The 23,826-nt window shown below is 67.7% G+C and carries 25 protein-coding genes; 11 read left to right on the top strand and 14 right to left on the bottom strand.

Annotation, left to right across the window (positions count from 1 at the left end; translation table 11 throughout):
* Positions 1-176: 176 nt before the first annotated feature.
* Positions 177-941 carry a triose-phosphate isomerase gene (tpiA, locus tag MFF26_RS16935; protein WP_137828468.1) on the bottom strand — a complete coding sequence of 255 codons (765 nt, stop codon included), beginning with the start codon at positions 939-941 and terminating at the stop codon, positions 177-179.
* Between the two features lie 337 nt (positions 942-1,278).
* On the opposite strand from tpiA, the gene MFF26_RS16930 reads away from it, so the two are divergent.
* A complete protein-coding gene (locus tag MFF26_RS16930) occupies positions 1,279-3,183 on the top strand; it encodes a peptidylprolyl isomerase (RefSeq protein ID WP_238308230.1) in 1,905 nt (634 codons plus the stop codon).
* A gap of 7 nt (positions 3,184-3,190) precedes the next feature.
* Positions 3,191-4,711 (top strand): anthranilate synthase component I, encoded by a 1,521-nt coding sequence (trpE, locus tag MFF26_RS16925; RefSeq protein ID WP_137828466.1) that lies wholly within the window; start codon positions 3,191-3,193, stop codon positions 4,709-4,711.
* Between the two features lie 4 nt (positions 4,712-4,715).
* Here trpE and MFF26_RS16920 read toward each other — a convergent pair whose 3' ends face one another.
* The gene (locus MFF26_RS16920) at positions 4,716-5,558 is read right to left on the bottom strand and encodes a DUF5625 family protein (RefSeq protein WP_137828465.1); all 843 of its coding nucleotides are present in this window, start codon (positions 5,556-5,558) and stop codon (positions 4,716-4,718) included.
* A gap of 162 nt (positions 5,559-5,720) precedes the next feature.
* On the opposite strand from MFF26_RS16920, the gene MFF26_RS16915 reads away from it, so the two are divergent.
* From MFF26_RS16915 to MFF26_RS16895, 5 genes are all read left to right on the top strand, one after another.
* A complete protein-coding gene (locus MFF26_RS16915; protein ID WP_137828464.1) occupies positions 5,721-6,323 on the top strand; it encodes an anthranilate synthase component II in 603 nt (200 codons plus the stop codon).
* A 161-nt stretch (positions 6,324-6,484) separates the two neighbouring features.
* Positions 6,485-7,498, top strand: coding sequence for an anthranilate phosphoribosyltransferase (gene trpD / locus MFF26_RS16910; RefSeq protein ID WP_137828463.1), 1,014 nt, complete (start codon positions 6,485-6,487; stop codon positions 7,496-7,498).
* A 44-nt stretch (positions 7,499-7,542) separates the two neighbouring features.
* Positions 7,543-8,391 carry an indole-3-glycerol phosphate synthase TrpC gene (trpC, locus tag MFF26_RS16905; RefSeq protein ID WP_137828462.1) on the top strand — a complete coding sequence of 283 codons (849 nt, stop codon included), beginning with the start codon at positions 7,543-7,545 and terminating at the stop codon, positions 8,389-8,391.
* A complete protein-coding gene (gene moaC / locus MFF26_RS16900; protein ID WP_137828461.1) occupies positions 8,392-8,883 on the top strand; it encodes a cyclic pyranopterin monophosphate synthase MoaC in 492 nt (163 codons plus the stop codon).
* A gap of 40 nt (positions 8,884-8,923) precedes the next feature.
* Positions 8,924-10,150, top strand: coding sequence for a molybdopterin molybdotransferase MoeA (locus MFF26_RS16895; RefSeq protein ID WP_137828460.1), 1,227 nt, complete (start codon positions 8,924-8,926; stop codon positions 10,148-10,150).
* 304 nt (positions 10,151-10,454) lie between these two features.
* Here the strand turns inward: MFF26_RS16895 and glnT are convergent, their stop codons facing one another.
* The 4 genes from glnT to MFF26_RS16875 all read right to left on the bottom strand — a co-directional run bounded on the left by glnT (position 10,455) and on the right by MFF26_RS16875 (position 14,780).
* Complete coding sequence (gene glnT / locus MFF26_RS16890; RefSeq protein ID WP_137828459.1) at positions 10,455-11,753, bottom strand: type III glutamate--ammonia ligase; 1,299 nt, start codon at positions 11,751-11,753, stop codon at positions 10,455-10,457.
* A gap of 95 nt (positions 11,754-11,848) precedes the next feature.
* A complete protein-coding gene (locus tag MFF26_RS16885; RefSeq protein ID WP_137828458.1) occupies positions 11,849-13,183 on the bottom strand; it encodes an FMN-binding glutamate synthase family protein in 1,335 nt (444 codons plus the stop codon).
* Positions 13,183-13,872: a protein glxC gene (locus MFF26_RS16880; RefSeq protein ID WP_137828457.1), complete on the bottom strand. Its 690-nt coding sequence runs from the start codon at positions 13,870-13,872 to the stop codon at positions 13,183-13,185. The genes MFF26_RS16885 and MFF26_RS16880 overlap by 1 nt, the downstream gene beginning before the upstream one ends.
* Positions 13,872-14,780: a class II glutamine amidotransferase gene (locus tag MFF26_RS16875; RefSeq protein WP_137828456.1), complete on the bottom strand. Its 909-nt coding sequence runs from the start codon at positions 14,778-14,780 to the stop codon at positions 13,872-13,874. Before MFF26_RS16875 ends, MFF26_RS16880 begins: the two co-directional genes overlap by 1 nt.
* A gap of 217 nt (positions 14,781-14,997) precedes the next feature.
* Here MFF26_RS16875 and MFF26_RS16870 point away from each other — a divergent pair, with 217 nt between their 5' ends.
* Complete coding sequence (locus MFF26_RS16870) at positions 14,998-15,618, top strand: helix-turn-helix domain-containing protein (RefSeq protein WP_137828455.1); 621 nt, start codon at positions 14,998-15,000, stop codon at positions 15,616-15,618.
* A gap of 146 nt (positions 15,619-15,764) precedes the next feature.
* A complete protein-coding gene (locus MFF26_RS16865) occupies positions 15,765-16,100 on the top strand; it encodes a hypothetical protein (protein ID WP_137828454.1) in 336 nt (111 codons plus the stop codon).
* A gap of 87 nt (positions 16,101-16,187) precedes the next feature.
* Here MFF26_RS16865 and MFF26_RS16860 read toward each other — a convergent pair whose 3' ends face one another.
* From MFF26_RS16860 to pedA1, 8 genes are all read right to left on the bottom strand, one after another.
* Positions 16,188-16,808, bottom strand: a complete 621-nt coding sequence (locus tag MFF26_RS16860; RefSeq protein WP_137828453.1) for a hypothetical protein — start codon at positions 16,806-16,808, stop codon at positions 16,188-16,190.
* 8 nt (positions 16,809-16,816) lie between these two features.
* A complete protein-coding gene (pedC, locus tag MFF26_RS16855; protein WP_137828452.1) occupies positions 16,817-17,698 on the bottom strand; it encodes a lanthanide ABC transporter permease protein PedC in 882 nt (293 codons plus the stop codon).
* Positions 17,695-18,444, bottom strand: coding sequence for a lanthanide ABC transporter ATP-binding protein PedB/LutE (gene pedB / locus MFF26_RS16850; RefSeq protein WP_137828451.1), 750 nt, complete (start codon positions 18,442-18,444; stop codon positions 17,695-17,697). The genes pedC and pedB overlap by 4 nt, the downstream gene beginning before the upstream one ends.
* Complete coding sequence (locus MFF26_RS16845; protein ID WP_137828501.1) at positions 18,441-18,710, bottom strand: hypothetical protein; 270 nt, start codon at positions 18,708-18,710, stop codon at positions 18,441-18,443. The genes pedB and MFF26_RS16845 overlap by 4 nt, the downstream gene beginning before the upstream one ends.
* Positions 18,711-18,815: 105 nt before the next feature.
* A complete protein-coding gene (locus tag MFF26_RS16840) occupies positions 18,816-19,250 on the bottom strand; it encodes a cupredoxin domain-containing protein (protein WP_238308229.1) in 435 nt (144 codons plus the stop codon).
* A gap of 43 nt (positions 19,251-19,293) precedes the next feature.
* The gene (locus tag MFF26_RS16835) at positions 19,294-20,280 is read right to left on the bottom strand and encodes a YVTN family beta-propeller repeat protein (protein ID WP_137828449.1); all 987 of its coding nucleotides are present in this window, start codon (positions 20,278-20,280) and stop codon (positions 19,294-19,296) included.
* Between the two features lie 359 nt (positions 20,281-20,639).
* Positions 20,640-20,891, bottom strand: coding sequence for a DUF1902 domain-containing protein (locus tag MFF26_RS16825; RefSeq protein WP_137828448.1), 252 nt, complete (start codon positions 20,889-20,891; stop codon positions 20,640-20,642).
* Between the two features lie 69 nt (positions 20,892-20,960).
* On the bottom strand, positions 20,961-22,205 hold the full coding sequence (gene pedA1, locus MFF26_RS16820) for a lanthanide ABC transporter ABC transporter substrate-binding protein PedA1 (protein WP_238308228.1): 1,245 nt from the start codon (positions 22,203-22,205) through the stop codon (positions 20,961-20,963).
* Between the two features lie 195 nt (positions 22,206-22,400).
* Between pedA1 and MFF26_RS16815 the strand changes: the two genes are divergently transcribed.
* Together MFF26_RS16815 and MFF26_RS16810 are read left to right on the top strand one after the other, a co-directional pair.
* Entirely contained in the window at positions 22,401-22,940 is a 540-nt protein-coding gene (locus MFF26_RS16815) for a DUF3280 domain-containing protein (RefSeq protein ID WP_137828446.1), read from the top strand.
* 111 nt (positions 22,941-23,051) lie between these two features.
* A complete protein-coding gene (locus MFF26_RS16810) occupies positions 23,052-23,765 on the top strand; it encodes a (5-formylfuran-3-yl)methyl phosphate synthase (protein WP_373324488.1) in 714 nt (237 codons plus the stop codon).
* Positions 23,766-23,826 lie beyond the last annotated feature (61 nt).

Below are 23,826 nucleotides of genomic sequence, written 5' to 3'. Positions count from 1 at the left end.
CGCCATCAGTGCAAGGCGGCGTGCTCCCGGCGGTCCAACCCTTCCCCGGTCATCCTGAGGTGCGGAGCGAAGCGCAGCCTTCGAAGGAGGATTCCAGGGATCGTGAGCCGGCTGCCCCCTCCCTCGAGGCCGCTTCCGCGGGCATCTCGGGATGAGGGGGGTGGTTGAGGATGGACCTACTTCTCGTAGGCCCGACAAATCCCCAGGAAATCCTCGGCCACGAGGCTCGCGCCGCCGACCAGGGCGCCGTCGACATTCTCGACCGACATCAGCTCACGGGCGTTCCCGGGCTTGACCGAGCCGCCGTAGAGGATGCGGATCTTGGCGCCCTCATTGCCGGCCATCTTGTCGAGCATCTCCCGCAGGGAGGCGTGCACCTCGGCAATCTCCTTCGGGGTCGGGGTCCGGCCGGAACCAATCGCCCAGACCGGCTCGTAGGCGATCACCGTATCCTCGGCGGTCGCGCCTTTCGGGATACCGATGGCGAGCTGCGCCCGCACGATGTCGAGGGCGCGGCCCTGCTGGCGCTCCTCCATGGTCTCGCCGACGCAGATGATGCCGCGAAGGCCCGCCCGGCGGGCGCCGAGCGCCTTGGCATGGACGCCGTCGTCGGTCTCGTAGTGATAGGCGCGGCGCTCGGAATGGCCGACAATGACGTAGGAGGCGCCGAGATCGGCGAACATCTCCGCCGAAATCGAGCCGGTGAAGGCTCCGTTCGGCCGGGCATGCAGGTTCTGGCCGCCGATGGCGATCGGCGAACCGCTCGTCGCCTCGACGCAGGCCGAGATCAGCGTCGCGGGCGGACAGATCAGCACGTCGATGTCTTGAAGAAGCTGGGGCGACAAACCGTCCCGGATCGCCTCGACGGTCGCGATCGAGGAGCGCAGGCCGTTCATCTTCCAGTTGCCGGCAACCAGTGGACGTCGTCCCTCGCTCGCCATGGCGTTTCGGCCCCCTCGCACCTGCAATCCGATGGGGGCGGACCTAGCAGAGCAAGCTTGGGCGCGCAAACCTTCCAGGCCATCCGGGGGAAGCGATCGTGCCGCATGTCAGGGAGCGGAGAGCGGTTTGGCCAACGGCTTCGGCGCCGGAACCTCAACGACCGGACGCGACCGTCGACGCTTGAGACAGCATCGCGACAAGGCGGAGGGTGCTCGCCGCACGCGATTGCCGTGAACCCGCCCTTTGCGGGAGACGCCCCGATCGTCTATCGCGAGCCTCGACAGATGCCCCACGCTGTGCGCTGGGGCGATCAGGGTTTGCAGGTCCGGACGTCCGATGCTCCAGTCCATACGCAGCGCCAGCCAGCACTGGCTCGGCAAGATCGTGCTGAGCGTGATCTTCACGCTCCTCATCGCGGGCGTGGCGATCTTCGGCGTGGAGGAATTCTTCCGCGGCGGCTCCAGCACCACGGTGGCCACCGTCGGCAAGACGCCGATCTCGGCCGAGGAGGTGCGCACCGCCTACCAGAACCAGCTCCAGCGCTATCAGCAGCAGCTCAAGCGCACCCTGACGCCGGATCAGGCCCGCGCTCTTGGCCTCGAGCGGCAGGTTCTGTCGCAGCTCATCACCGAGGCCGCCCTCGATCAGAAGACCGCCGATCTCGGCCTCGCCGTCTCCGACGCCGCGGTGCTCAGGGCGATCCAGGACGAACCGAGCTTCAAGGGTGCCAATGGCAACTTCGACCGCACCCTGTTCTACCAGACGCTCCAGCGCGCGGGCCTGAACGAGGCCCTGTTCGTGCGCGAGCAGCGCTCGGTCATCGCCCGGCTCCAGCTGGCCGACGCGACCGTCGCCGACCTCCCGGTGCCGCAGGTGATGCGCGAGGCGGTGCATCGCTACTCGACCGAGCGCCGCTCGGCCGCCGTGCTGACGCTGGCGCCCTCGGCCGTCGGCGAGATCCCGGCGCCGACCGACGACGAGCTGAAGACCTATTACGAGGCGAACAAGGGCAGCTTCCGTGCCCCCGAATACCGCAACCTGAATCTGCTGGTGCTGGAGCCCGAGACGCTCGCCAAGCCCGATTCCGTGAGCGAAGCCGATGCCCGCACCGCCTACGACGCCAACAAGGGTCGGTTCGGCAAGCCGGAGCGCCGGACGATCCAGCAGATCACCTTCCCCGACGAGGCCGCGGCCCAGGACGCGCGGGCCAAGATCGAGAGCGGCGAGCAAACGTTCGAGGCGATCGCCGCCGCCCGCGGCCTCGATCCGAAGCAGCTCGACCTCGGCACGTTGTCGAAGTCCGAGCTGTTCGATCCGGCGGTGGCGGACACCGCCTTCGGTTTGGAGCAGGGCAAGGTCAGCCAGCCGGTCAAGGGCCGGTTTGGCACCGTGCTCCTGCGCGTCACCGGCATCGAACCCGGCGACGTCAAGCCGTTCGAGGCGGTGGCCGACGAGGTTCGCAAGGAAGTCGCCCTGCGGCGCGCCCGGGAGACGGGCCTTCAGCAAGCGCAGGACGCCATCGAGGATGCCCGCGCCGCCGCCAAGCCGCTGGCCGAGATCGCGGGCGAACAGGGCCTGACCATGCTCTCGATCCCGGCGGTCGATGCAAGCGGGCTGGATCCGGCCGGGAATCCGGTGGCCGGCATTCCGGATAAGGACACCACGCTGGCTGCCGCCTTCCGGGCCGATGTCGGCAACGACACCGAGGCGTTGCGCACCAAGGACGGCGGCTCGATCTGGTACGACGTGGTCAAGGTCACGCCCTCGCGGGAGAAATCCCTCGACGAGGTGCGCGACGAGGCGGTGAAGGGCTGGACCAAGGCCGAGACCGACAAAAGGCTCGTCGCCAAGTCCAAGGAGCTCACCGAGCGGCTGGAGAAGGGCGACGCAATCGAGACCGTGGCCCAGGAGGCCGGCCTCACCGTCAAGGAGGTGACCGATCTCGGCCGCAATCAGTCCAAGGACGACCTCTCGAACGAGACCGTCGAGCGCATCTTCGTGACACCGGTCGGCAAGGCCGCCTCGGCCCCCTCGGGCGAGGGTCGCGCGGTGTTCAAGGTGACGGCTGCGACGATGCCGGCCTTCGTGCCGGGCACGCCGACCGACACGCAGCTCGTGAACTCGCTGCGGACGGCGCTCGCCGACGACGTGCTCGGCGAGTTCCTGACCGAAGTGCAGAAGAGCGCGGGCGTGAGTGTCAACCAGGCCGCGTTCCGGCGCGCCCTCGGCGGCGAGTATTGAGGCCAGGATGACCGATCCCGCTCATGTCTCGGTCGTGCGCGCCTACGAGGCGGGCCGTCCGAGCCTGCTCGGCCTCACCCTGGTCGCCGATCTGGAGACGCCCGTCGCCGCGTTCCTGAAGCTCAAGGAAGGGCATGCCGGCCCCGGTTTCCTGCTGGAATCGGTCGAGGGCGGCGCCGTGCGCGGGCGCTACTCGATGATCGGGCTCGACCCCGACCTGATCTGGCGGTGCCGCGACGGCCGTGCCGAGATCGCACGGGACGCAACCCTGTCGACCTTCGTCACCGACGACCGCCCGCCCCTGGAATCGCTGCGCGCTCTGATCGCGGAGAGCGCCATCGGCGACGAGCCCGGCAGTGCGACGCTGCCGCCGATGGCGGCGGGCCTGTTCGGCTATCTCGGCTACGACATGGTCCGCGCCATGGAGCGGTTGCCGGAGCCCAACCCCGACCCGCTCGGCGTGCCGGACGCCATTCTCGTGCGCCCGCGGACCATGGTGGTGTTCGACGCGGTGGCCGACGCCCTCACCGTCGTGACCCCCGTGCGTCCGGTCAAGGGCGTGAGCGCGGGCGTCGCCCTGGAAGCCGCCCAGGACCGGTTGGACCGGGTGGCGGCGGCCCTGGAGGGACCGCTGCCGATCGAGACCCGGGCGGATGCGGGCAGCCTCGCCCTGCCCTCTCCGGTCTCGAACACGCCACCGGACGCGTTCCTGGGAATGGTCGCCAAGGCCAAGGAGTACATCGTCGCGGGCGACATCTTCCAGGTAGTCCTGTCCCAGCGCTTCGAAGCGCCGTTCACCCTTCCGGCCTTCGCGCTCTACCGCTCCCTGCGCCGCACCAACCCGGCCCCGTTCCTGTGCTACCTCGATTTCGAGGATTTCCAGGTCGTCTGCTCCAGCCCCGAGATCCTCGTGCGGGTCCGCGAGGGAACGGTGACGATCCGCCCCATCGCTGGCACGCGCCGCCGCGGCGCAACGCCCGCCGAGGACAAGGCGCTCTCGGAAGAGCTGCTCGCCGATCCGAAGGAGCGTTCCGAGCACCTGATGCTGCTCGATCTCGGCCGCAACGATGTCGGCCGGGTGTCGAAGATCGGCAGTGTTCGGGTGACCGGATCGTTCTTCCTCGAATATTACAGCCAAGTCATGCACATCGTCTCGAATGTCGAGGGCGATCTTGATCCCGCGCACGACACGCTGTCGGCCCTGGCGGCGGGCTTTCCCGCCGGCACGGTCTCGGGCGCCCCGAAGGTGCGGGCGATGGAGATCATCGACGAGCTGGAACGCGAGAAGCGTGGCCCCTATGGCGGCTGCATCGGCTATTTCGGCGCCCGCGGCGAGATGGACACCTGCATCGTGCTCCGCACCGCCATCGTGAAGGACGGGCGCATGCACGTGCAGGCGGGGGCGGGCATCGTCTACGATTCCGATCCGCATTCCGAGCAGCAGGAATGCGTCAACAAGGCGAAGGCCCTGTTCCGGGCCGCGGAGGACGCGGTGTCGTTCGCGAGCCGGGCGCGGCGGGGACAGTAGCCGATCAGGGGCCGACCCGACGACGGCTTCGAACCCAGGCACCGAGCCCCTGCCCAATCAAAATCATGCCGAAGCTGCCTGTCATGGGAATCAAAACAAAGAAATTTATCAAGCCACCCCAGAAGGCCAAGTCGCTCTGCCAGCCGAACGATCGTTTGCCGCCTGGCAAGGCGAACGACAGGTGTGCTGTCATTCCGTGAAATTCCGGCACGTCACGAAGGATTGTCGCACTGAGATGATAGTGGCCTGCCTGGACGTAAATTGACGGCACGACGGTGCGCCAAAACTCATCCGATGCATGACCCGTCATGCCATGTGTTTCACCCTCGCCTGCGACGACGACCTTCCCGAATTGGTCCGTAAGGATCCATCGAAGAGGAACAGATGCGTCGCAGTCTGTTTTTAAAGTCTTTTCTCGGCAGTCCCACCGACTACCGACGAGCCGCATCGCTTCCTCGCGCGAACGCGTTCCTTTGGAAAAGCGGATCGTCAGCTCGTGGGTAGTATCAACTCGAACGCGAAAATCATGCTCGAACTTTCCCGCTGTCGATAACGAGATTGGCTGATCAAGGGGGACCGTGAACGTTTCCCTCCTCCAGAACTCAAAGCCTGATAGCCAGAATAATAAGATAGCAAATATGATATGCAGCCATCGCTGTCTAACAATAAAGATGCCCACAGCCACGTCCATTAGTTGATTTATCAATAAACGCAGCATTCCCATTTGAACAGTTTCGTGAATGCGCGTTGCCGCACATTTCGGCCACCCCGTGTTCCTTTTTCCGAGAAGCGGCGGGCTTGACTTGGCCCAAGTGGGTCGCCACGCCGTCAGCACGGTCCATCCCATCCACCCCCTCATCCTGAGGTGCCGGCGCGCAGCGGCGGCCTCGAAGGAGGGCTCCAGAAGTCACGAGCGCGCTGGAGCCCTCTTCGAGACCGCACCGCGGCACCTCAGATGAGGATTTGGGTCGGAGTCAGGTCCGCCGATTTCGCCGCAAGGCCTTGCCCGATGTCCAACGTTCTCGTCATCGACAACTACGATTCCTTCACGTGGAATCTCGTCCACCTCATCGGCCCGCTCTGCGGCCGGATCGACGTGGTGCGCAACGATCAGATCGACGTCGCCGGGATCCGTGAGCGGGCGCCGGACGCCCTGGTGCTGTCGCCGGGGCCCTGCACGCCGAACGAGGCCGGGGTGTGCCTCGACGTGGTGCGGGAACTCGGCGCGGAGGTGCCGATCTTCGGCGTGTGCCTCGGGCTCCAGACCATCGGACAGGCCTATGGCGGCGACGTGGTGCGCGCGCCTGCCCCCATGCACGGCAAGGTTTCCACCATTCGCCACGAGGCCAAGGGCGTGTTCCGCGGCATCAACGAGGGGTTCGACGCCACCCGCTATCATTCCCTGGTGGTCGACCGCGCGAGCTGCCCGGACGATCTCGCGGTCACGGCGGAGGCGGACGGCCTCATCATGGGATTGCAGCACCGGACATTGCCGGTGCACGGCGTGCAGTTTCACCCCGAGAGCATCCTCTCGAACCACGGCACGCAAATCCTGAGGAATTTCCTCGACATCGCCGCCGCGTGGCGGGCGGAGTCCGGCGCCCGCGGGTGACAAGGACGGGTTCGCCGTGCATTGACGGCGCTGGCTTTTCTCCCGCCCGCGGAGAGAGGACGATGGGGGGGGCGTTCAGAAGAGGTCGCTTCGGTGCCTTCTGCACCACCCCTCCCCCTTCCGAACAGGGCGAGGGGAACGGAGGATACGAGCGAGCCGTCATGGACGCCTTCAAGACCCATCTCGCCACGGTCGCGACTGGCACCGCGCTGACCCGCGATCAGGCGCGTGCCGCCTTCGACGATCTGCTCTCGGGCGACGTCACGCCGGTTCAGGCCGGCGCCTTCCTGACCGCGCTCGCCGTGCGCGGTGAGAGCGAGGACGAGATCGTCGGAGCGGTTTCGGCGATGCGGGCGCGGATGCTGCCCGTGACGGCGCCGGAGGGGGCCATCGACATTGTCGGCACCGGCGGCGACCATTCGGGCAGCTACAACGTCTCGACGCTCGCCGCGATCCTCACCGCCGCCTGCGGCGTGCCGGTCGCCAAGCACGGCAACCGCGCGGCCACGTCGCGCTCGGGCGCCGCCGACGTGCTGGCCGCCCTCGGCGTCACCATCGGGCTCCAACCCGAAGGATTGCAGCGCTGCCTCGAGCAGGCCGGCCTCTGCTTCATGTTCGCCCAGACGCATCACGGCGCCATGCGCCACGTCGCCCCGACGCGCTCCGAACTGCCGTTCCGCACGATCTTCAACATGCTCGGTCCGCTCTCGAATCCGGCCGGCGTCACCGCCCAGGTCTTCGGCGTCTCGCGCTCCGCCTGGGCCGAGCCTCTGACCCGCGTGCTCGGCACCCTCGGCAGCCGCCGGGTCTGGACCGTGCACGGCGCGGACGGGCTCGATGAGATCACCACCACCGGCCCGACGGCGGTGGTCGCGCTGGAGGACGGTGCGCTCTCCCGCTTCACCATTCACCCGCAGGATGTCGGCCTCCCGCTCGCCACCCTCGACGACCTGCGTGGCGGCGATCCCGAGCACAACGCGGCGGCCCTGCGCGCCGTGCTGGAGGGGGAGCGCAACGCCTATCGCGACATCGCCGTGCTGAATGCGGCCGCCGGTCTCGTCGTGGCCGGTGCCGCCGGCAGCCTCAATGAGGGTGTCCAGCGGGCGCAGGCCGCCATCGATTCCGGCGCGGCGCGAGCGACCCTTGCCCGGCTCGTCGCGGCATCCCAGGCGTGATAAGGCCCCGACAGGGCCGTGTGCAGGACACCGAGGATCGACCGATGGACGACATCGTGGCCGATGTGATCGCGAGCCCCCCGGCACCGCAGCGCGCGAGTGTGCTGGCCCGGATCGAGGCCTACAAGCGTCGCGAGGTCGCCGAGGCGAAGCTGCGCCTGCCCTTGGCCAAGCTCGAGAAGCTCGTGGCGAAGGCCGATGCGCCGAGGGGCTTCGCCGCCGCCATCGAAGCGCATATCGCGGAAGGGCGACCGGCGCTGATTGCCGAGATCAAGAAGGCGTCGCCCTCCAAGGGGCTCATCCGGGCCGACTTCGATCCCGAGGCGCTCGCCAGGGCCTACGCGGCGGGGGGCGCCACCTGCCTCTCGGTGCTGACCGACGCCCCCTCATTCCAGGGTGCTCCGGAATTCCTCGTCGCGGCCCGCGCGGCCTGCGCCCTGCCCGTGCTGCGCAAGGACTTCCTGTTCGAGCCCTACCAAGTGTTCGAGGCGCGGGCCTGGGGCGCCGACTGCATCCTCGTCATCATGGCCTGTCTCGATGATACGGAGGCCGCGGCCCTGGTCGAGACCGCCCACGACCTGGGCATGGACGTGCTGGTCGAGGTCCACGACGCGGAAGAGCTGGTACGGGCCCTGCCGCTCGGCACACGCTTGGTCGGCGTCAACAACCGCAATCTCAAGACCTTCGAGGTCTCGTTCGAGACCGCGATCAGGCTCAAGCCCGGCATCCCCGCGGACCGGATCGCGGTGGCCGAGAGCGGCATCGGCGGTCATGCCGACGTTCGGCGGCTGCGCCCGCACGGCCTCGACACCGTCCTGGTCGGGGAGAGCCTGATGCGGCAGGCGGACGTGACCGCCGCGACGCGGGCCTTGCTGTTCGGGGACGAGAAGTAAGTGAGCGAGGGCCGCCTCACCCATATCGATGCCACCGGCGCGGCCAACATGGTCGATGTCTCGGACAAGGCCGCCACGTCGCGGACGGCCGTCGCGGAGGGCGTCGTCGTGATGCGCCCGGAGACCCTGGCGCTGATCCGCGAGGGCGACGCCAAGAAGGGCGACGTGATCGGCACCGCGCGGCTCGCCGGCATCATGGCGGCCAAGCGCACCCATGAGCTGATCCCGCTCTGCCATCCGCTCCTGCTGACCAAGGTCAAGATCGCCTGCGAGCCGGATGCGACTTTGCCCGGCCTGCGGCTCACCGCGGAGGTGCGGGTTCAGGGCCAGACCGGGGTCGAGATGGAGGCACTCACCGCCGTCTCGGTCGCCTGCCTGACGGTCTACGACATGGTGAAGGCCGCCGATCGGGGGATGCGCATCGAAGGCATCCGCCTCCTGTCCAAGGAGGGCGGGAAATCCGGGCAGTGGCGGGCGGAGGACGAGGCGTGAGCGCGCGTCCCGGCGCAGCGCGCCGCGGGAAGCGCCACGCATGAGTCTCCTCCCCGTCGCCGAAGCCCTCACGAAAATCCTCGCCGCCATCCCTGGCCCGGTCGAGCCCGAGTCGGTCCCGGTCGCCCGGGCTGCCGGACGCACGCTGGCAGCCGATCTCGCCGCCGGGCGCACCCAGCCCCCCTTCCCCGCCTCGGCCATGGACGGTTACGCCGTGCGTGCGGCCGACGTGGCGCAGGTGCCCGCGACACTGCGCGTGGTCGGCACCAGCGCCGCCGGCCATGGCTATGCCCAGGGCATCCGGCCGGGCGAGGCCGTGCGCATCTTCACCGGGGCTCCCGTTCCCGAGGGCGCCGACGCCATCCTGATCCAGGAGAATGCCGACGCCGCCGGCGACACGGTGATCGCCCGCGAAACCGTCGCGAGCGGCCGCTTCCTGCGCCGGGCCGGGCTCGATTTCTCCGAGGGCGAGACGCTGCTGCGGGCGGGCGAGACCCTCGACACCCGCCGCCTCGCCCTCGCGGCGGCCGCCGGTCACGCGGTGGTGCCGGTGCGCCGTCGCCCGCGCGTTGCGGTCATCGCGACCGGCGACGAGCTGGTGCGGCCGGGCGAGACGCCGGCCTGGGACCAGATCATCGCCTCGAACGGATTGGCGCTCAGCGCGCTCGCCGGCGAGGCGGGTGCGGAAGCGATCGATCTCGGCATCGTCTCCGACGATCTCGATGCCTTGCGAAGGGCCATCGGGCGCGCCCGGGAGGCCGGCGCGGATCTCGTCGTGACCCTGGGCGGTGCCTCGGTCGGCGACCACGATCTCGTTCAGGCGGCCCTGCGCGAGGAGGGTCTCGAACTCGGATTCTGGCGCATCGCCCTCCGGCCCGGCAAGCCTCTGATGTTCGGGCGGCTCGGCGCCATGGCGGTGATCGGCCTGCCGGGCAATCCGGTCTCGTCGATCGTCTGCGGCCTGCTCTTCGTCGTCCCGGCGATCCGGGCGCTGCTCGGCGATCCTGCGGCCGGTGCCGATCGCAGCGAACCGGCCGTACTCGGACGCGATATGCCGGGCAACGACCAGCGCCAGGATTACCTGCGCGCCCGCCTCGATACGGCCCCGGATCGCCTGCCGGTGGTACATCCCGAGAACCGCCAGGATTCGTCCATGCTCTCGGTGCTCGGCGCGAGCGAAGCCCTGCTGGTCCGCGCGCCGCTCGCGCCGGCGGCGAAGGCGGGCGATCCCTGCCGCATCATCCGGCTCGACCGGCGCATCGTCTAAGGATGACGTGAAGCGGTGGCCCGTCGCCGCGGGGGGTCTCGGCGACCTGTTGTCTCCTCAAGATCAGACTGGTTCGATGCTGCGATCACTCCAATCCTCACCCTCATCCTGAGGTGCTCAGGCGAAGCCTGAGCCTCGAAGGAGGGCTCCAGGGATCGCGCGATGTCTGGAGGCCTCCTTCGAGGCCGCTTCGCGGCACCTCAGGATGAGGGGATTGAGTGGGTTGTGCCTGTCGAGCAGGCTCTCGGCGAGCGGCCGCAGCGACCGGATCGATGCTGCGGCCTCATATGGTGCGAGCGGATCCTCAGCAATCGAGCGTGGTGTCCCGCTCCCACTGGGTCAGGTGGCGGCAATAGCTGTTCCACTCCTCGGTCTTGAGCTTGAGGTAGCTCGGCACGAAGGAGCCGAAGGCGTTGTTGAGCACGTCGCACTGCTCGAGCGCCCGCATGGCGTCGAGCATGTTGAGCGGCAGGCGCTTCACGCCCTCCACCGTGTGCCCGTCGGTGTACATGTTGATGTCGAGGCGCTTCCCCGGATCGCGGCGGTTGCGGATCCCGTCCATGCCCGCGGCCAGGATCGCCGCCTGGAGCAGGTAGGGATTGGCCGCGCCGTCCGCGAGGCGGAATTCGAGCCGCCCGCCATCCGGGATGCGGATCATGTGGGTGCGGTTGTTGCCCGTATAGGTGACGGTGTTGGGCGCCCAGGTCGCGCCCGAGGTGGTGCGGGGTGCGTTGATGCGTTTGTAGGAGTTTACGCAAGGATTGGTGATCGCGGCGAGCGCGTCCGCCGAGTGGATCAGGCCGCCGATGAAGTGGTAGCCGTCCTGCGACATGCCGATCTCGTCGGAGGCATCGGCGAAGACGTTGCGACCGTCGCGCCAGACCGAGACGTGGGCGTGGCAGCCGGAGCCCGTCAGGTCCATGAAGGGCTTCGGCATGAAGGTCGCCCGCAGGCCGTGCTTCTCGGCGATCGAGCGGGTCATGTACTTGAAGAAGGCGTGCCGGTCGGCGGTCACGAGGGCATCGTCATAGTCCCAGTTCATCTCGAACTGGCCGTTCGCGTCCTCGTGGTCGTTCTGGTAGGGCTTCCAGCCGAGCGACAGCATCGCGTCGCAGATCTCGGTGATGACGTCGTAGCGGCGCATCAGGGCCGATTGGTCGTAGCAGGGCTTGATCTGCTTGTCGGCCATGTCGGCCGGCTCCGAGCCGCAGGGCGTGATCAGGAAGAACTCGCACTCGACGCCGGTCTTCATCTGAAGGCCGTCGCGGGCGGCGTCCTTGATCAGGCGCTTGAGGATGTTGCGCGGTCCCTGCTCGACCGGCTTGCCATCCATCACGAGATCCGCCGGCAGCCAGCCGACCTCGGGCTTCCAGGGCAGCTGGATCAGGCCGTCGGGATCGGGCACCGCCAACAGGTCGGCATCGGCCGGGCTCATATCGAGCCAGGTGGCGAAACCCGCGAAGCCCGCTCCGTTCTTGCAAGTGCTCTTGATGGCCGCCGCCGGCACCAGCTTGGCGCGCTGGGTGCCGAAGAGATCGGTGTAGGAGACGAGGAAATACTTGATGCCGCGTTCCTTGGCGGCGCTCTCGAGATCCAGGGGCATGACGATGTCCTCCCGTCCGGTGGGCCGAGCCTCGCGCTCCAGGCCCCGCATTCAAGAAAAAGGCCGCCCCTCCGATCAGGGCGGCCCTGGTCCTCTCAGAGCCCGGTCTGGCCCGGAACCCAGCTGGTGCCGGCGAGCGGCACCTGGGCCATGGCGGCGGCCTCGATGGTGAGCGCCACCAGATCCTCGGGCTCGAGGTTGTGGAGGTGGCTCTTGCCGCAGGCGCGGGCGATGGTCTGGGCCTCCAGCGTCATCACCGCGAGGTAATTGGCGAGGCGCCGCCCCGCGAGTTCCGGATCGAGGCGCTTCATCAGCTCCGGATCCTGCGTGGTGATGCCGGCGGGGTCCTTGCCCTCGTGCCAGTCGTCATAGGCGCCGGCCGTGGTCCCGAGCGCCTGATACTCCTCCTCCCAGCGCGGATCGTTGTCGCCCAGCGCGATCAACGCGGCGGTGCCGATAGCCACCGCATCGGCCCCGAGCGCCAGGACCTTGGCGACGTCGGCACCCGAGCGGATGCCGCCGGAGACGATGAGCTGCACTTTGCGGTGCAGGCCGAGGTCGCGCAGGGCCTGCACGGCGGGACGGATCGCGGCGAGGGTGGGGAGGCCGACATGCTCGATGAACACGTCCTGCGTCGCGGCGGTGCCGCCCTGCATGCCGTCGAGCACCACCACGTCGGCACCGGCCTTGGCCGCGAGGGCCGTGTCGTAATAGGGCCGCGAGGCGCCGACCTTGACGTAGATCGGCTTCTCCCACTCGGTGACCTCGCGCAGCTCCCCGATCTTGATTTCGAGGTCGTCCGGCCCGGTCCAGTCCGGATGGCGGCAAGCGGAGCGCTGATCGACGCCCGCGGGCAGGCAGCGCATGCCGGCGACGCGCTCGGTGATCTTCTGGCCGAGCAGCATGCCGCCGCCGCCGGGCTTGGCGCCCTGGCCGATCACGACCTCGATGGCGTCGGCCCGGCGCAGGTCGTCCGGGTTCATGCCGTAGCGGGACGGCAGGTACTGGTAGACCAGCGTCTTGGAATGCCCGCGCTCCTCCGGCGTCATGCCGCCGTCGCCGGTGGTGGTCGAGGTGCCGGCGATCGTTGCGCCCCGCCCCAGGGCCTCCTTGGCATTGGCCGAGAGCGAGCCGAAGCTCATGCCGGCGATGGTGATCGGCGTCTTGAGGTGGATCGGCTTCTTGGCGAAGCGCGAGCCCAGCACGACCTCGGTGCTGCAGCGCTCGCGGTAGCCCTCGAGCGGGTAGCGGCTGATCGAGGCGCCCAGGAACAGCAGATCGTCGAAATGAGGCAGCTTGCGCTTCGCGCCGGCGCCGCGGATGTCGTAGATGCCGGTCGCCGCCGCGCGGCGGATCTCGGACATCACTTCGGGCGTGAAGGTCGCCGAATAGCGCGGCGCCGTACGGGGGCCCTTAGCGTTCTCGGCCATCAATAGGCTCCGGCGTTGTCGACATGGAAGTGGTAGAGCGTGCGGGCCGAGCCGTAGCGACGGAACTCGGACGGATCGACCTCGCCCGCGAGCCCGGCCGCCTTCAGCTTGGCGAAGAGCTGCTCACGGTGCTCGTCGCGCATCTCCTTCTCGATGCAGTCGGCCCCCAAGCTCTTCACGGAGCCCCGCACGTAGAGGCGCGCCTCGTAGAGCGAGTCGCCGAGCGCCTCGCCCGCATCCCCGAGAACGGTCAGCGTCCCGGCCTGGGCCATGAAGGCCGACATGTGGCCGATCGACCCCTTCACGAGGATGTCGATGCCCTTCATCGAGATGCCGCAGCGGGCGCCCGCATTGCCGTCGACGACGAGCATGCCGCCATGGGACGTGGCACCCGCCGACTGGCTGACATCGCCCTTCACGTGGACGAAGCCGCTCATCATGTTCTCGGCGACCCCGGTGCCGGCGCTGCCGTGGATCACGACATTGGCCAGCTTGTTCATGCCGGCGCAGTAATAGCCGACATTGCCCTCGATCTCGACGGTGACTGGGGCGTCGAGCCCGGCCGCGATGGCGTGGGCGCCGTCGGGGTTCTGGACCGTCCAGTGGGTCTCGTTGGTGTCGGGCCGCAGCGCATGCAGCTGGCGGTTCAGGTCGCGCAGGCCTGCGCTTCTCAGATCGTAGACGGGCATCAGTGGCGCTCCCCCGTTTGGCGTTCCCACGCGTAGACGCGTGCCGGTTCGGGCTCGAAGACGCGGGCCTTGTCGATCCCCGGCAGCCCGATCAGCGCCCGGTACTCGGAGCCGAAGGCGACGTAATCGTCGGTCTCGGCCATCACGGCGGGCTTGCAGGCGATCGGATCGCGCACGACGGCGAAACCCGTTTCGGTGCCGACGACGAAGGTGAAGAAGCCGTCGAGGTCGGTCAGGCTCGATTCGAGCGCGTCCTTCAGCGAGGCGCCCTCGCGCATCCGCCAGCTCAGATATCCGGCGGCGACCTCGGTGTCGTTCTTGGTGGCGAAGGTGATGCCCTCGTGCTGGAGGCGGCGGCGCATGTCGTTGTGGTTCGACAGCGAGCCGTTATGAACGAGGCACTCGTCGAGACCGGTCGAGAAGGGGTGCGCGCCGTTCGTCGTCACCGCGCTCTCGGTGGCCATGCGGGTGTGACCGATGCCGTGGGTGCCGGTCATCTTCGAGAGATCGAAGCGCTTGGCGACGTTCTCCGGCAGGCCGGTCTCCTTGTAGATTTCCATACGCTTGCCGGCACTGACCACGTCGATGCCGGGCGCGTTGGCCGAGAGCCAATCACGGGCGGCCGTCTCTTGGTCGGCTTCCAGGGCGATCACGGTATGGGTGTCGCGCGCCGTCGCGCCGACGACACCGCCGAGCGCCGCTTCGAGGCCGGAAACCGCCCCGGCCAGGGTCTTGGCGTCGGGTCCGCGCAGGGTCAGCTTCACGCCCGTCCCGTCGGAGCCGTAGACGGCGAAACCGGCGCTGTCGGGCCCGCGATCCGTCATGGTCTTCAGCATGTCGGCGAGCAGCGTTCCGAGCTGCGGCTCCAGCTTCGGATTCTTCAGGAAGAGCCCAACAATCCCGCACATCGCCTTCACCCTCAGCGAGCCGCTTCGCCCGTTGTCGGATTGCTCGCATGGGCCGCCGATGCTGTCAATTATGGGGAACTAAAATTTCTTGATGGGAAACTGACGTTTCTCGTGGCCCCAAACTCCCCCCGCGAAGCTGGATCTGCCGCCGGCTTCCGACTGGCAGCCTCAGTCATCGCGCGCCATATTGGGTCTGTGCCGACCGGAGCGAGTCACGGTGACTGCGGGAACTCTACTGAATACCGCCTCGAACGCTCCGGTGGCCGAGGAGCGTCCGCTCGAGAAGGCGCTCGGCCATCAGGTGCGGGTGTTGCGGCGCGAGCGTGACCTGTCGGTGGCCGATCTCGGAGCGGCGGCGGGCATCTCTCCGGGCATGATCTCGAAGATCGAGAACGGGGCGATCTCGCCCTCGCTAGCCTCGATCAACGCCATCGCCTCCGCACTCAACGTGCCGATCACGGCCCTGTTCGCGGCGTTCGAGGAGACGCGCGACTGCTCCCACGTGAAGCGCGGCCAGGGCGTGCTGATCGAGCGGCGCGGCACCAAGGTCGGACATATCTACGAATTGCTGGGGGCGGGCATCCGCGGCGACGTGGTCGTCGAGCCCTATCTCATCACGCTTCAGAAGGAGGCGGAAGCCTATACTAGCTTCCGCCATGTCGGAACTGAGTTCATCTACATGCTGACCGGCGAGGTGATCTATCACCATTCCGGTCTCGACTATCATCTCCATCCCGGCGATGCACTGATGTTCGACCCCAGCGGCCTGCATGGGCCGGCAAAGCTCCTGAAGACGCCGTCCACCTACTTGTCGATCATCGTCTATCCGCGGGGGTAGGGAGACCCGCTCGGCCCGGCTCCCGTCTCGTCATTGCGGATGCCGCCGGGCAGCCTGTATGCGATGCCTCGCCGAAAGCGCCGCGGTAACGGACCGTTCACCATAAACTGCGACGGCTTCCCGGGTTCTTACACGGGGATGCGGTCATGACGAGCGGACGGCTCTGGGCCTGTGCCCTTCTCGCGCTCGTCGCGACGCCGTCCTCTGCCGCCGATCTGCTCGAACGTTACGAGACGGTGCCGGGCCCACAGGCGCCGCGCTTCTTCCCGCGCGCGGAAGGCGATTCCATCGTCGAGCGCCTGCCCTCACCGCGACGCCTCGCGGGCTGCGCTCCGCGGATCGCCCCAGTGCCGACCGATGCCCCGGACGACCCGAGCTATGTCGGGTCAGCCTACGGCCTCGGGAAGCCGAGCTATTACGGCTTCCGCCCCGGTCCCGGATACGACGATCCGTTCGGTCGTCCCCTGCGCTACTGCCCTTGAATCAAAGGCGTCGTCCCACCCCAACCCTTGTCCTGAGATGCTGCGCAGCAGCCTTGAGGAATGAGGGACTTTGGTAGGAATGACGGATCAGAGCTTGGCCTGGATCCGCTTGGCAATCTCGCCGAGACGCTGCTCCAGCAATGTCGGCACTTCGCAGACATAGGAGACCGATTGGTTGCGTTCGTCGAAGATGCGACGATCCCAGTTGAACTTGGTTTCCAGTTCCGCGACGTCCTTGGAGGCGACCTTCGTGGTGTCGTTCTCCGGCGCATCGCGCAGTTCGCTGACCTTGTCGGCCTCGTCGCGAATTCGCTCGGCCAGCCGGCGCTGTCCCTGGGCGTAGCGGACGATCCCGTTCATCACCGTGCTGCGCTCTCCGGTGATGACCTCGAAGACGCCGGCAAAGACGCGGGTCAGGCGCTTTCCCTTCTCCGCCGGATCGGCCTTCTCGACGAATTCATCGATGAGGCTATCGGCCTCGCGCAGCTCCGTCCGGCGGGAGGCCAGCTTGCGGGCGAGTTGCGCCGCCTCGCGGTCACTGCCCCAATCACCGGCCTCGGCCGGATCCGGGCCGGTCCAGACCGCACCGTAGCCGATCGTCGGCACCCGGCGCTGGGCGCAGGGCCAATCCGGATCCTGTTTCGGCTGCGCCAGGGCCGGCCCGGCGGCCAGTGCCAGCAGGAGGGTCAGGGGAAGGGTCGCGCGCATGTTTCCTCTCACGGTGTCTCGCCGGCCGGTCCGCCGCGACGGGCCATGATTCCGCGGCCCGGGTCGTAGGCGATCACGGCGAGCGTAAAGAACAGGAGGCCGGTGCCGATCACGACGGCGAAGCTGAGCGGCTCGAACTTCCCGTACAGGGCAAAGCGCACCAGCTCGACGGCGTGGGTGAACGGGTTGGCCTGGCAGATCCAGTACAGCGTGTCGCTCGATTCCCGGATGCGCCACAGCGGATATAGGGCGGAAGAGGCAAAGAACATCGGGAAGATCACGAAGTTCATCACGCTGGCGAAGTTCTCCAATTGCCGCACCAGCGAAGACAGGAACAGGCCGATGGCCCCAAGCATCATGCCCGCCGCCAGGAAGGCAGGGAGCGCGGCGAGGTAGCCGATGGTCGGGATGTCGGTCTCCCAGAACCATGCCACCGCCAGGAAGGCGTAGGCCTGGACGATCGAGACGCAGACGCCGGCGATCAGCTTGGCGAGCAGCAGCATCCAGCGCGGATAAGGCGAGGTCAGCAGCACCTTCATCGAGCCGACTTCGCGGTCGTAGACCATCGACAGCGAGGATTGCATGCCGTTGAACAGCTGAATCATCACCGCCAGCCCCGGCACCACGTAGACCTCGTAGAGCACGTAAGTCTCGTAGGGCGGCGTGATCGAGACGCCGAGGGTGTTGCGGAAGCCCGCCGCGAAAATGAACAGCCAGACGAGCGGGCGTACCAGCGCCGAGAAGAAGCGCTCCTTCTGATTGAAGAAGCGCAGAAGTTCACGACGGACGATGCCGCCGAGCGCGATTAGGTAGCCGACCGCGTCGAGCCGACCGGCATGGGGAACCGACCGGGCGCCTTCCGCGACGGCAATGTTCAACGGCGCGGTCATGCGGCCACCTTTCCCGCGGTCTTGCCCGGATCCGCCACGAGCCGTCTGAAGGCGGCTTCCAGGGTTTCGCCCGGGGCACCGATCTCCCCGGCCCTGCCGCGAGCGACGATGCGACCGCGGTGGAGGACGACCGCATCGTCCTCGGGGGAGATCTCCTCGAAGATATGGGTCGCCCACAGCACCGAGAGTTCCTCCTCGCGCACCAGCGCGCGGACGATGGCGACGATGTCGGCGCGGGATTCGAGATCGAGCCCGACGGTCGGCTCATCGAGGAGCAGGAGGCGCGGCTCGTGGATCAGCGAGCGGGCGATCTCGATGCGGCGCGACTGACCGCCCGACAAGGTGCGGATCTTGTCGTCCCGACGCTCCGACAAGCCGACGCGGGCGAGCAATTGCTCGATGCGGGCGCGGGCGGCCTTGCGGCCGATACCGTGCAGGCTCGCATGGTAATGCAGGTTCTGCGCGACGGTGAGATCGGTGTCCAAGGTCCGGGCCTGGAACACCACGCCCAACCGCGCGAGCGCCCGCGACGGCTCGCGATCAAGGGGATGGCCCAGGATCGACACCCGCCCCTCCTGGTTGTTGTAGAGCCGGGTGATCACGGAGAACAGGGTGGTCTTACCTGCCCCGTTGGGGCCGAGCAGCGCCATGAAGTGCCCGCGCTCGACGGTGATCGACACATCGGAGAGCGCGGCGCGCTGGCCGAAGCGGTGGCTGACGCCCGCGACCTCCAGAGCCGCGCTCATCGCGGCAGAGCCCGATTGGCGTCTTCAAGCGCCTCGACGCATTCGTCGTACTCGCCCTCGCCCTGCTCGCGCTCGGCGACCCGGAGGGCCTTCTTGAGCTTCTGCGGGACGGCGTCGGGGGCGAGGGCCGCGACCTTCGCCTTGATGTCGGCAATCCCGGCGCTGCACGCCGCCTTGTCGTCGGCGAGCGCGGGAGTCGTCAGAAGGACCGCCGCAACCGCCCAGGCGCCTGCCGTCCCCGTTGCGGGGAGAATACGACCGGGCAGAAAGGCCAGGACGGAGCGCGGTGAGGACGATCGCACACTCTGTACGTGCATGTCAGCGCGCGGTGCGCAGCGTATCCGGCTTGTGGGGTTCATGAGCACTATCCCTCACTTTACCGAAATCTTGCCGGCCATCCCCTTCTCCTCGAGCCCTTGCGCGTACCACCGGTACTCGCCGGGCTTGATCGCGACGAACTCGATGGCGATCTCGCCCGGATCGTCGAATTCGAGGTGATCGGGCGGGCCGCCGCCATGGATCTCCTTGTGCTCGATGACGATCTGGTTGAGCCAGATGTAGCGGAAGAATTCCGGCGCGTAGAACTTGTATTCCTGCCGCCCATTGGCAACGATCCGCAAGCGGTAAGCCTTGCCGGCTTCCAGCTCGATGTCCTTGTTCTCCACCATGAAGTCGTTGCCCTCCTCGTTACCGAGAACGAGGTCGGGCAAATTCTGACGCTTCTTGGTCAGGTCGAGGGCCCCGGCCGGGGCAGCGGCGAGCATTAGGGCCACGGCGGCGAGGCCGAGGCGCGTAGTCCATGCCATGTCGTTTCCTCCTAGGGCCGTACGTCTTTTCTTGTTGTCCGGCTCACTTCTTCGAGATCGCCACGCCCCAGGGCAGCAGGCCCACGGGAATGCTTTTCACCACTTTCAAAGCTTCGACATCGATCACGGACACGTCGTTCGACGTGCCGTTGGTGGTGAAGAGCTGCTTCTCGTCCGGCGTGAAGGCGAGCTGCCACACGCGCTGGCCCACGGGCAGGTATTTCTGCACCTCGTAGGTCTTGGCATCGATCACCGCCACTCGGTTGGCGGGGCCCAGGGCGACGAAGGCCTTGCTGCCATCGGCCGTCAGGCGCACGCCGACCGGCTGGATCTGCTCGTCGGTGACGCCGGGAATCTTGAAGGTGATCTTCTTGATGACCTTGCGCGTCCCGGTATCGATGATCGAAACCGTGCCACCGACCTCGGCCGAGACCCAGAGGATCTTTCCATCGCCGGAGAACTCCGCGAAGCGGGGCCGGGCATCGACCAACACGTTGTCGATCACCTCGAAGGTCTTGGTGTCGATGAAGTGGGCCATGTTGGTGGTTTCGGACGTGTTGACCAGGATCTTGCCATCCGGTGACAGACCCATTCCCTCCGGTTCCACGCCCACCGGCACCTCGGCGAGCACCTTGTTCTTCTCGATGTCGAGGATCGTGACTTGGCTGTCATCCTCGTTGGCAACGTAGAGCGGGTTGCCGCTGCGATCGAGGATGAACTGCTCCGGATCGGGGCCGGAGCGCAGCGAGCGCACCACCTTGCCGGTGGCGGTGTCGAGCACGTCGATGCGGTCGTCGTCGCTGGCGCAGACAAACAGCTCCTTGTCGTCCTTCGAGAGTGTGACGCCACGAGGACGGCGTCCGACCTTCCACGTCGCCGTCACCGCCATGGTCGCGGTATCGATCACCGAGACGGTGTTGGCCTTCTCGTTGGTGACGTAGGCGGTGAAGGCCTGAGCGCCCTCGGCCCCGGCGACCCAGGCGCCCGCAAGCACCGCCAAACCCATCCCCGCCCTGAAGCGAGCGACCATCGGCTTCCTCCCTGTCGTTCCGGCGCTTGGCCGCGCCTTGGTTCGAATCATCTCTTGAAGCGACATGGCCATCTAGGGCGCGCGGCACAAACGGAAAATCGGTGTCCGCGCCGTCCCACACCGGGCGGTGGATTGCCGCAAGGGCATCCTGGGCGCTCTGATCAGAACGCCTTTTCGAGCCCGGCATCCTTGAGGATGGCGTTGGCCGTGTGCGTCATGGCCGTGTTGCGAGGCACGGTGAACCGGCGGTTGGTCCGTGGGCTCTACCAAATCTCGTGCGAGCCCTTGCCCGGCCGCACGAACAGGCATCCCGCCTCCCGCAGCAGACGCACGAGCTCGGGGTAGAGGTTGCCGCCCATCTATGCGGCGCGGGCAGGCTTCGCTCTGAAGACGTGCTGCACCCGCAACTCGGTCGGCGGAGCGGCGCCGTCGGCACCCCGCGACAAGTTCGTTTCGATGAGGTCGGGGGCGACATCCTCGATGATCGCCACCAGGGCATCGAGTGTCGACGCCTCGGCATGGAGGCCGGGCAGTTCCGAGGCATGGACGTACCAGAGCTGGGCCGCCTCGTCGTGATGCACCGTGACGGTGAGCTGAGCCGGAGCCTGCATGGAATTGCCCGCCTAAAAAAGCGATGCCCGGACGGTAGGACCCCGTGCGTCGCGCCGCAAGCGTCGCGCTCACTTCAGCTTGCACGTCGTCTCCGGCTCGTCGGTGCCGAGCGTGTCGAGCGGCGTGCGCTGGTGGATGAAGCCCTGCTCGGGCGCCACCGAGACCATCGCCTTGGGCTGCACCACGATCACCGGCTGGCGCAGCTGGTGATCCCACGGTCGGTAAGTGAGCGAGACGCCCTTGTAGGCCGGCAGCGAGAATTCGGGCGTCGTCAGATAGGGGCGGATCACCCCGACTTCGGTCGACTTCTTCTGCGTCGCCGCCTCGCCGACCGTGCGCACCGCGGCCCAGGCCTGGTAATCGAGGGGTTTCATCAACCGGCCGGTCTGGCGGCGGAAGCGGTTCTGCGCCTGGGCCGCGCCCCAGGTCTCCAGCGTCGGGTGCCAGGTCGTGGCGATCAGCCCCTGAGTGCCGGCGACGGGGCGGGGATCGACGGTGCGGAACGGGACGTAGTCGCCCCAATCGCCCTCCTCGTCGGCGACGATCGCCATGTCGTAATCGAGGCCGCGGGTGAACACCATCGCCTCGGCGCGGGTCGGCGTGTCGCCCCGCGCCTTGGCCAGCGGCCCGAAGGTCCAGGGCTTCTCCGCGGTGATCTTGAGGCCGAACTTCTTGGCCGAATTCTTCAGCGCCTCGGCATAGGCCTTATCGCGCTCGGTCGGACCGACAATCAGGAAAATCTTCCGCCAGCGCATCAGCGTCATGTACTGCGCCAGCGCGTCGGTCTGCATGGCGCGGCTGGGGAGGGTGTGGAACACGTTGGCCCGGCAATCGGCACCGCGCAGGCGATCGTCCGGAGCGCCGGCATTGAGGATCACGATATCCTGATCCTTGAGGGCGTCGGCCACCGCCAGCACCTCGTCGGCCGGCAGGGTGAGGGCGAAGTACTTGACCCCCTTGGCGGCCAGTTCCTTCGCCGCCGCAACGGCGTCCAGACCGGGTTCGAGGGCGACCTCGTCCAGGGCATAGGTCTGCTTGGTGAAGCGGCCGGTGGTGTTGTTGTCCTTCACCGCCATTCGGGCGCCGGCGACGCCGAGATCCTCGGGCTCGGCCTCCGCGTCGTAGGAGGACGGGGGCGGCACCGAGCGATAGATCATCGCGATATGCGTATCGCTCCCGCCGGGCTGGGCCGCCTGGGCATTCGGCGTACCGGGCGACGGCTCGCCGGTGGCCGCCTTCGGCTCCTGCGCCGCGGCGGCCGGGATTCCCGCGAAGAGCGCGAGGGCGAGGAGGTGGGATGGGAAAAGGCGCATGCGGGCGCCACGCTAGCAACATTGGACCGCCCGCCTCAACGGCGAAAACATAAGATTTTTCTAAGACATGACCCTTCGGGGGGACGATCCGCAGCGCGGGCGGTCATAGGTCCGCCGTTGCCAAATTCACCGAACGCCCGAGATATTTCCTCCCGCGGCAGTCCTGGCCGCGACACTTCGTCGAGGCTTCGCCCCATGAGACCGCGCGCCCACCCGGCCTTCCGCCGTCATGCCCTGGCGGCGCTCGCGCTGTTGCCGGTATTCGGCGGGACAGCCATGGCGGACGAGGCGCGCAAGGCCGCGATCTTCCCGGCGGAAATGAACGACCCGACCCTGGCCTATGGCCGCAAGAACCTGCCGGCGGATCAGAAACGGCTCGGCCTCGTCACGGATGTGCTGAAGGACCAGCTCACGGAGAAAGCCGGAATTCAGAGCGTCGATCTCGCGCCTCAGGCGGAGGAAATTCGCAAGGAGAGTCCGCTCTACAAATGCAACGGCTGCACCGGGCCGATCGCGAAGGCACTCGGTGCCGAGCTCGCCGTGACGGCGTTCGCCGATAAGGGTGCCAACCAGTTGTTCAGTCTCGTCGTCACCATCAGCGAAGCCGAGAGTGGGAAGGTGCTGCGCCAGGGTCAGGTCGTGATCAGGGCCAATACCGACGACGACTGGTCCCACGCCGTGCGCTGGATCGTGAAGAATCGCCTGTTGGCGGAACCGCTCCCTCCCCGCTCCTGACCTCTGCCGCCTCTCCAAGATCCGTTGCCGCCGCAGCGGTGCCGTGCGCCGGACGATGACAGGGCCATCCCCAGCGGGGCTTGCACAGGCGCCCTGTCCGAGCGTTTAAGCATTCCCGTGTCTCAGACCTTGAAGCCCGAACGCGCGTCCATCCTCGTCAGCGTCCGCGACGTCGCGGAGGCGCGCCTTGCGTTGCAGGCCGGCGCCGATCTGATCGATGCCAAGGATCCCGAGCGCGGCGCGCTCGGCGCCCTGCCGGTCGCCACGGTGCGGGCGATCGTCGAGGCGATCGCCGGTCGGGCGGTCACCAGTGCGGTGGCCGGCGATGGCACCGGTACCGACCTTGTGAGCGCCGTTGCCGCGATGGCGCAGGCGGGACCGCGCTGGATCAAGATCGCGGTCGGCGTGGCACATGACGACACCCTGGCCGAGGCTGCCGACGCGGCTCCGGGCCGCCTGATCGGCGTCGTGTTCGCCGAGGATGCGCTCGACCTGCCCGATCTCCCGGCACGGCTCGCGGCGGCGGGCTTCTCCGGTGCCATGATCGATACGCGGGGTAAGCACGGCATCGGCCTTCGCGATCTTCTGCCCGCCCCGAAACTCTCCGCCTTCATCGCAGCCTGTCGATCTTGCGGGCTGATCAGCGGCCTCGCCGGCTCCCTGCGGCGCGCCGATATCCCGGCCCTTGCGGGTCTTGGTCCGGATTATCTCGGCTTCCGCGGCGGCCTCTGCCGCGCCGACGACCGGCGGCAGGGACTGGACGAGGCTCGCATCGCCGAAGCCGTCGCGGCTGTGCGGGTGCTGCGCCGCGCCGACGCCGCCTGACGATGCACGCCGCCCGATCCTCCCTCTCCCGTTCGGCTCCCTCCGTTGATGTCCCGGCGCG

It is taken from the genome of Methylorubrum suomiense, assembly GCF_022179765.1.
In the GTDB taxonomy this organism is placed as follows: Bacteria; Pseudomonadota; Alphaproteobacteria; order Rhizobiales; family Beijerinckiaceae; genus Methylobacterium; species Methylobacterium suomiense.
Note: the sequence above shows the minus strand (reverse complement) of the source record. Positions and strands in the feature narration are given on the sequence as shown.

Coding starts and splice junctions, on each gene's coding strand:
- tpiA (WP_137828468.1), bottom strand. CDS start 941: ATGGCGAGCGAGGGACGACGTCCACTGGTTGCCGGCAACTGGAAGATG.
- MFF26_RS16930 (WP_238308230.1), top strand. CDS start 1,279: ATGCTCCAGTCCATACGCAGCGCCAGCCAGCACTGGCTCGGCAAGATC.
- trpE (WP_137828466.1), top strand. CDS start 3,191: ATGACCGATCCCGCTCATGTCTCGGTCGTGCGCGCCTACGAGGCGGGC.
- MFF26_RS16920 (WP_137828465.1), bottom strand. CDS start 5,558: ATGGGATGGACCGTGCTGACGGCGTGGCGACCCACTTGGGCCAAGTCA.
- MFF26_RS16915 (WP_137828464.1), top strand. CDS start 5,721: ATGTCCAACGTTCTCGTCATCGACAACTACGATTCCTTCACGTGGAAT.
- trpD (WP_137828463.1), top strand. CDS start 6,485: ATGGACGCCTTCAAGACCCATCTCGCCACGGTCGCGACTGGCACCGCG.
- trpC (WP_137828462.1), top strand. CDS start 7,543: ATGGACGACATCGTGGCCGATGTGATCGCGAGCCCCCCGGCACCGCAG.
- MFF26_RS16895 (WP_137828460.1), top strand. CDS start 8,924: ATGAGTCTCCTCCCCGTCGCCGAAGCCCTCACGAAAATCCTCGCCGCC.
- glnT (WP_137828459.1), bottom strand. CDS start 11,753: ATGCCCCTGGATCTCGAGAGCGCCGCCAAGGAACGCGGCATCAAGTAT.
- MFF26_RS16885 (WP_137828458.1), bottom strand. CDS start 13,183: ATGGCCGAGAACGCTAAGGGCCCCCGTACGGCGCCGCGCTATTCGGCG.
- MFF26_RS16880 (WP_137828457.1), bottom strand. CDS start 13,872: ATGCCCGTCTACGATCTGAGAAGCGCAGGCCTGCGCGACCTGAACCGC.
- MFF26_RS16875 (WP_137828456.1), bottom strand. CDS start 14,780: ATGTGCGGGATTGTTGGGCTCTTCCTGAAGAATCCGAAGCTGGAGCCG.
- MFF26_RS16865 (WP_137828454.1), top strand. CDS start 15,765: ATGACGAGCGGACGGCTCTGGGCCTGTGCCCTTCTCGCGCTCGTCGCG.
- MFF26_RS16860 (WP_137828453.1), bottom strand. CDS start 16,808: ATGCGCGCGACCCTTCCCCTGACCCTCCTGCTGGCACTGGCCGCCGGG.
- pedC (WP_137828452.1), bottom strand. CDS start 17,698: ATGACCGCGCCGTTGAACATTGCCGTCGCGGAAGGCGCCCGGTCGGTT.
- pedB (WP_137828451.1), bottom strand. CDS start 18,444: ATGAGCGCGGCTCTGGAGGTCGCGGGCGTCAGCCACCGCTTCGGCCAG.
- MFF26_RS16840 (WP_238308229.1), bottom strand. CDS start 19,250: ATGGCATGGACTACGCGCCTCGGCCTCGCCGCCGTGGCCCTAATGCTC.
- MFF26_RS16835 (WP_137828449.1), bottom strand. CDS start 20,280: ATGGTCGCTCGCTTCAGGGCGGGGATGGGTTTGGCGGTGCTTGCGGGC.
- MFF26_RS16825 (WP_137828448.1), bottom strand. CDS start 20,891: ATGCAGGCTCCGGCTCAGCTCACCGTCACGGTGCATCACGACGAGGCG.
- pedA1 (WP_238308228.1), bottom strand. CDS start 22,205: ATGCGCCTTTTCCCATCCCACCTCCTCGCCCTCGCGCTCTTCGCGGGA.
- MFF26_RS16815 (WP_137828446.1), top strand. CDS start 22,401: ATGAGACCGCGCGCCCACCCGGCCTTCCGCCGTCATGCCCTGGCGGCG.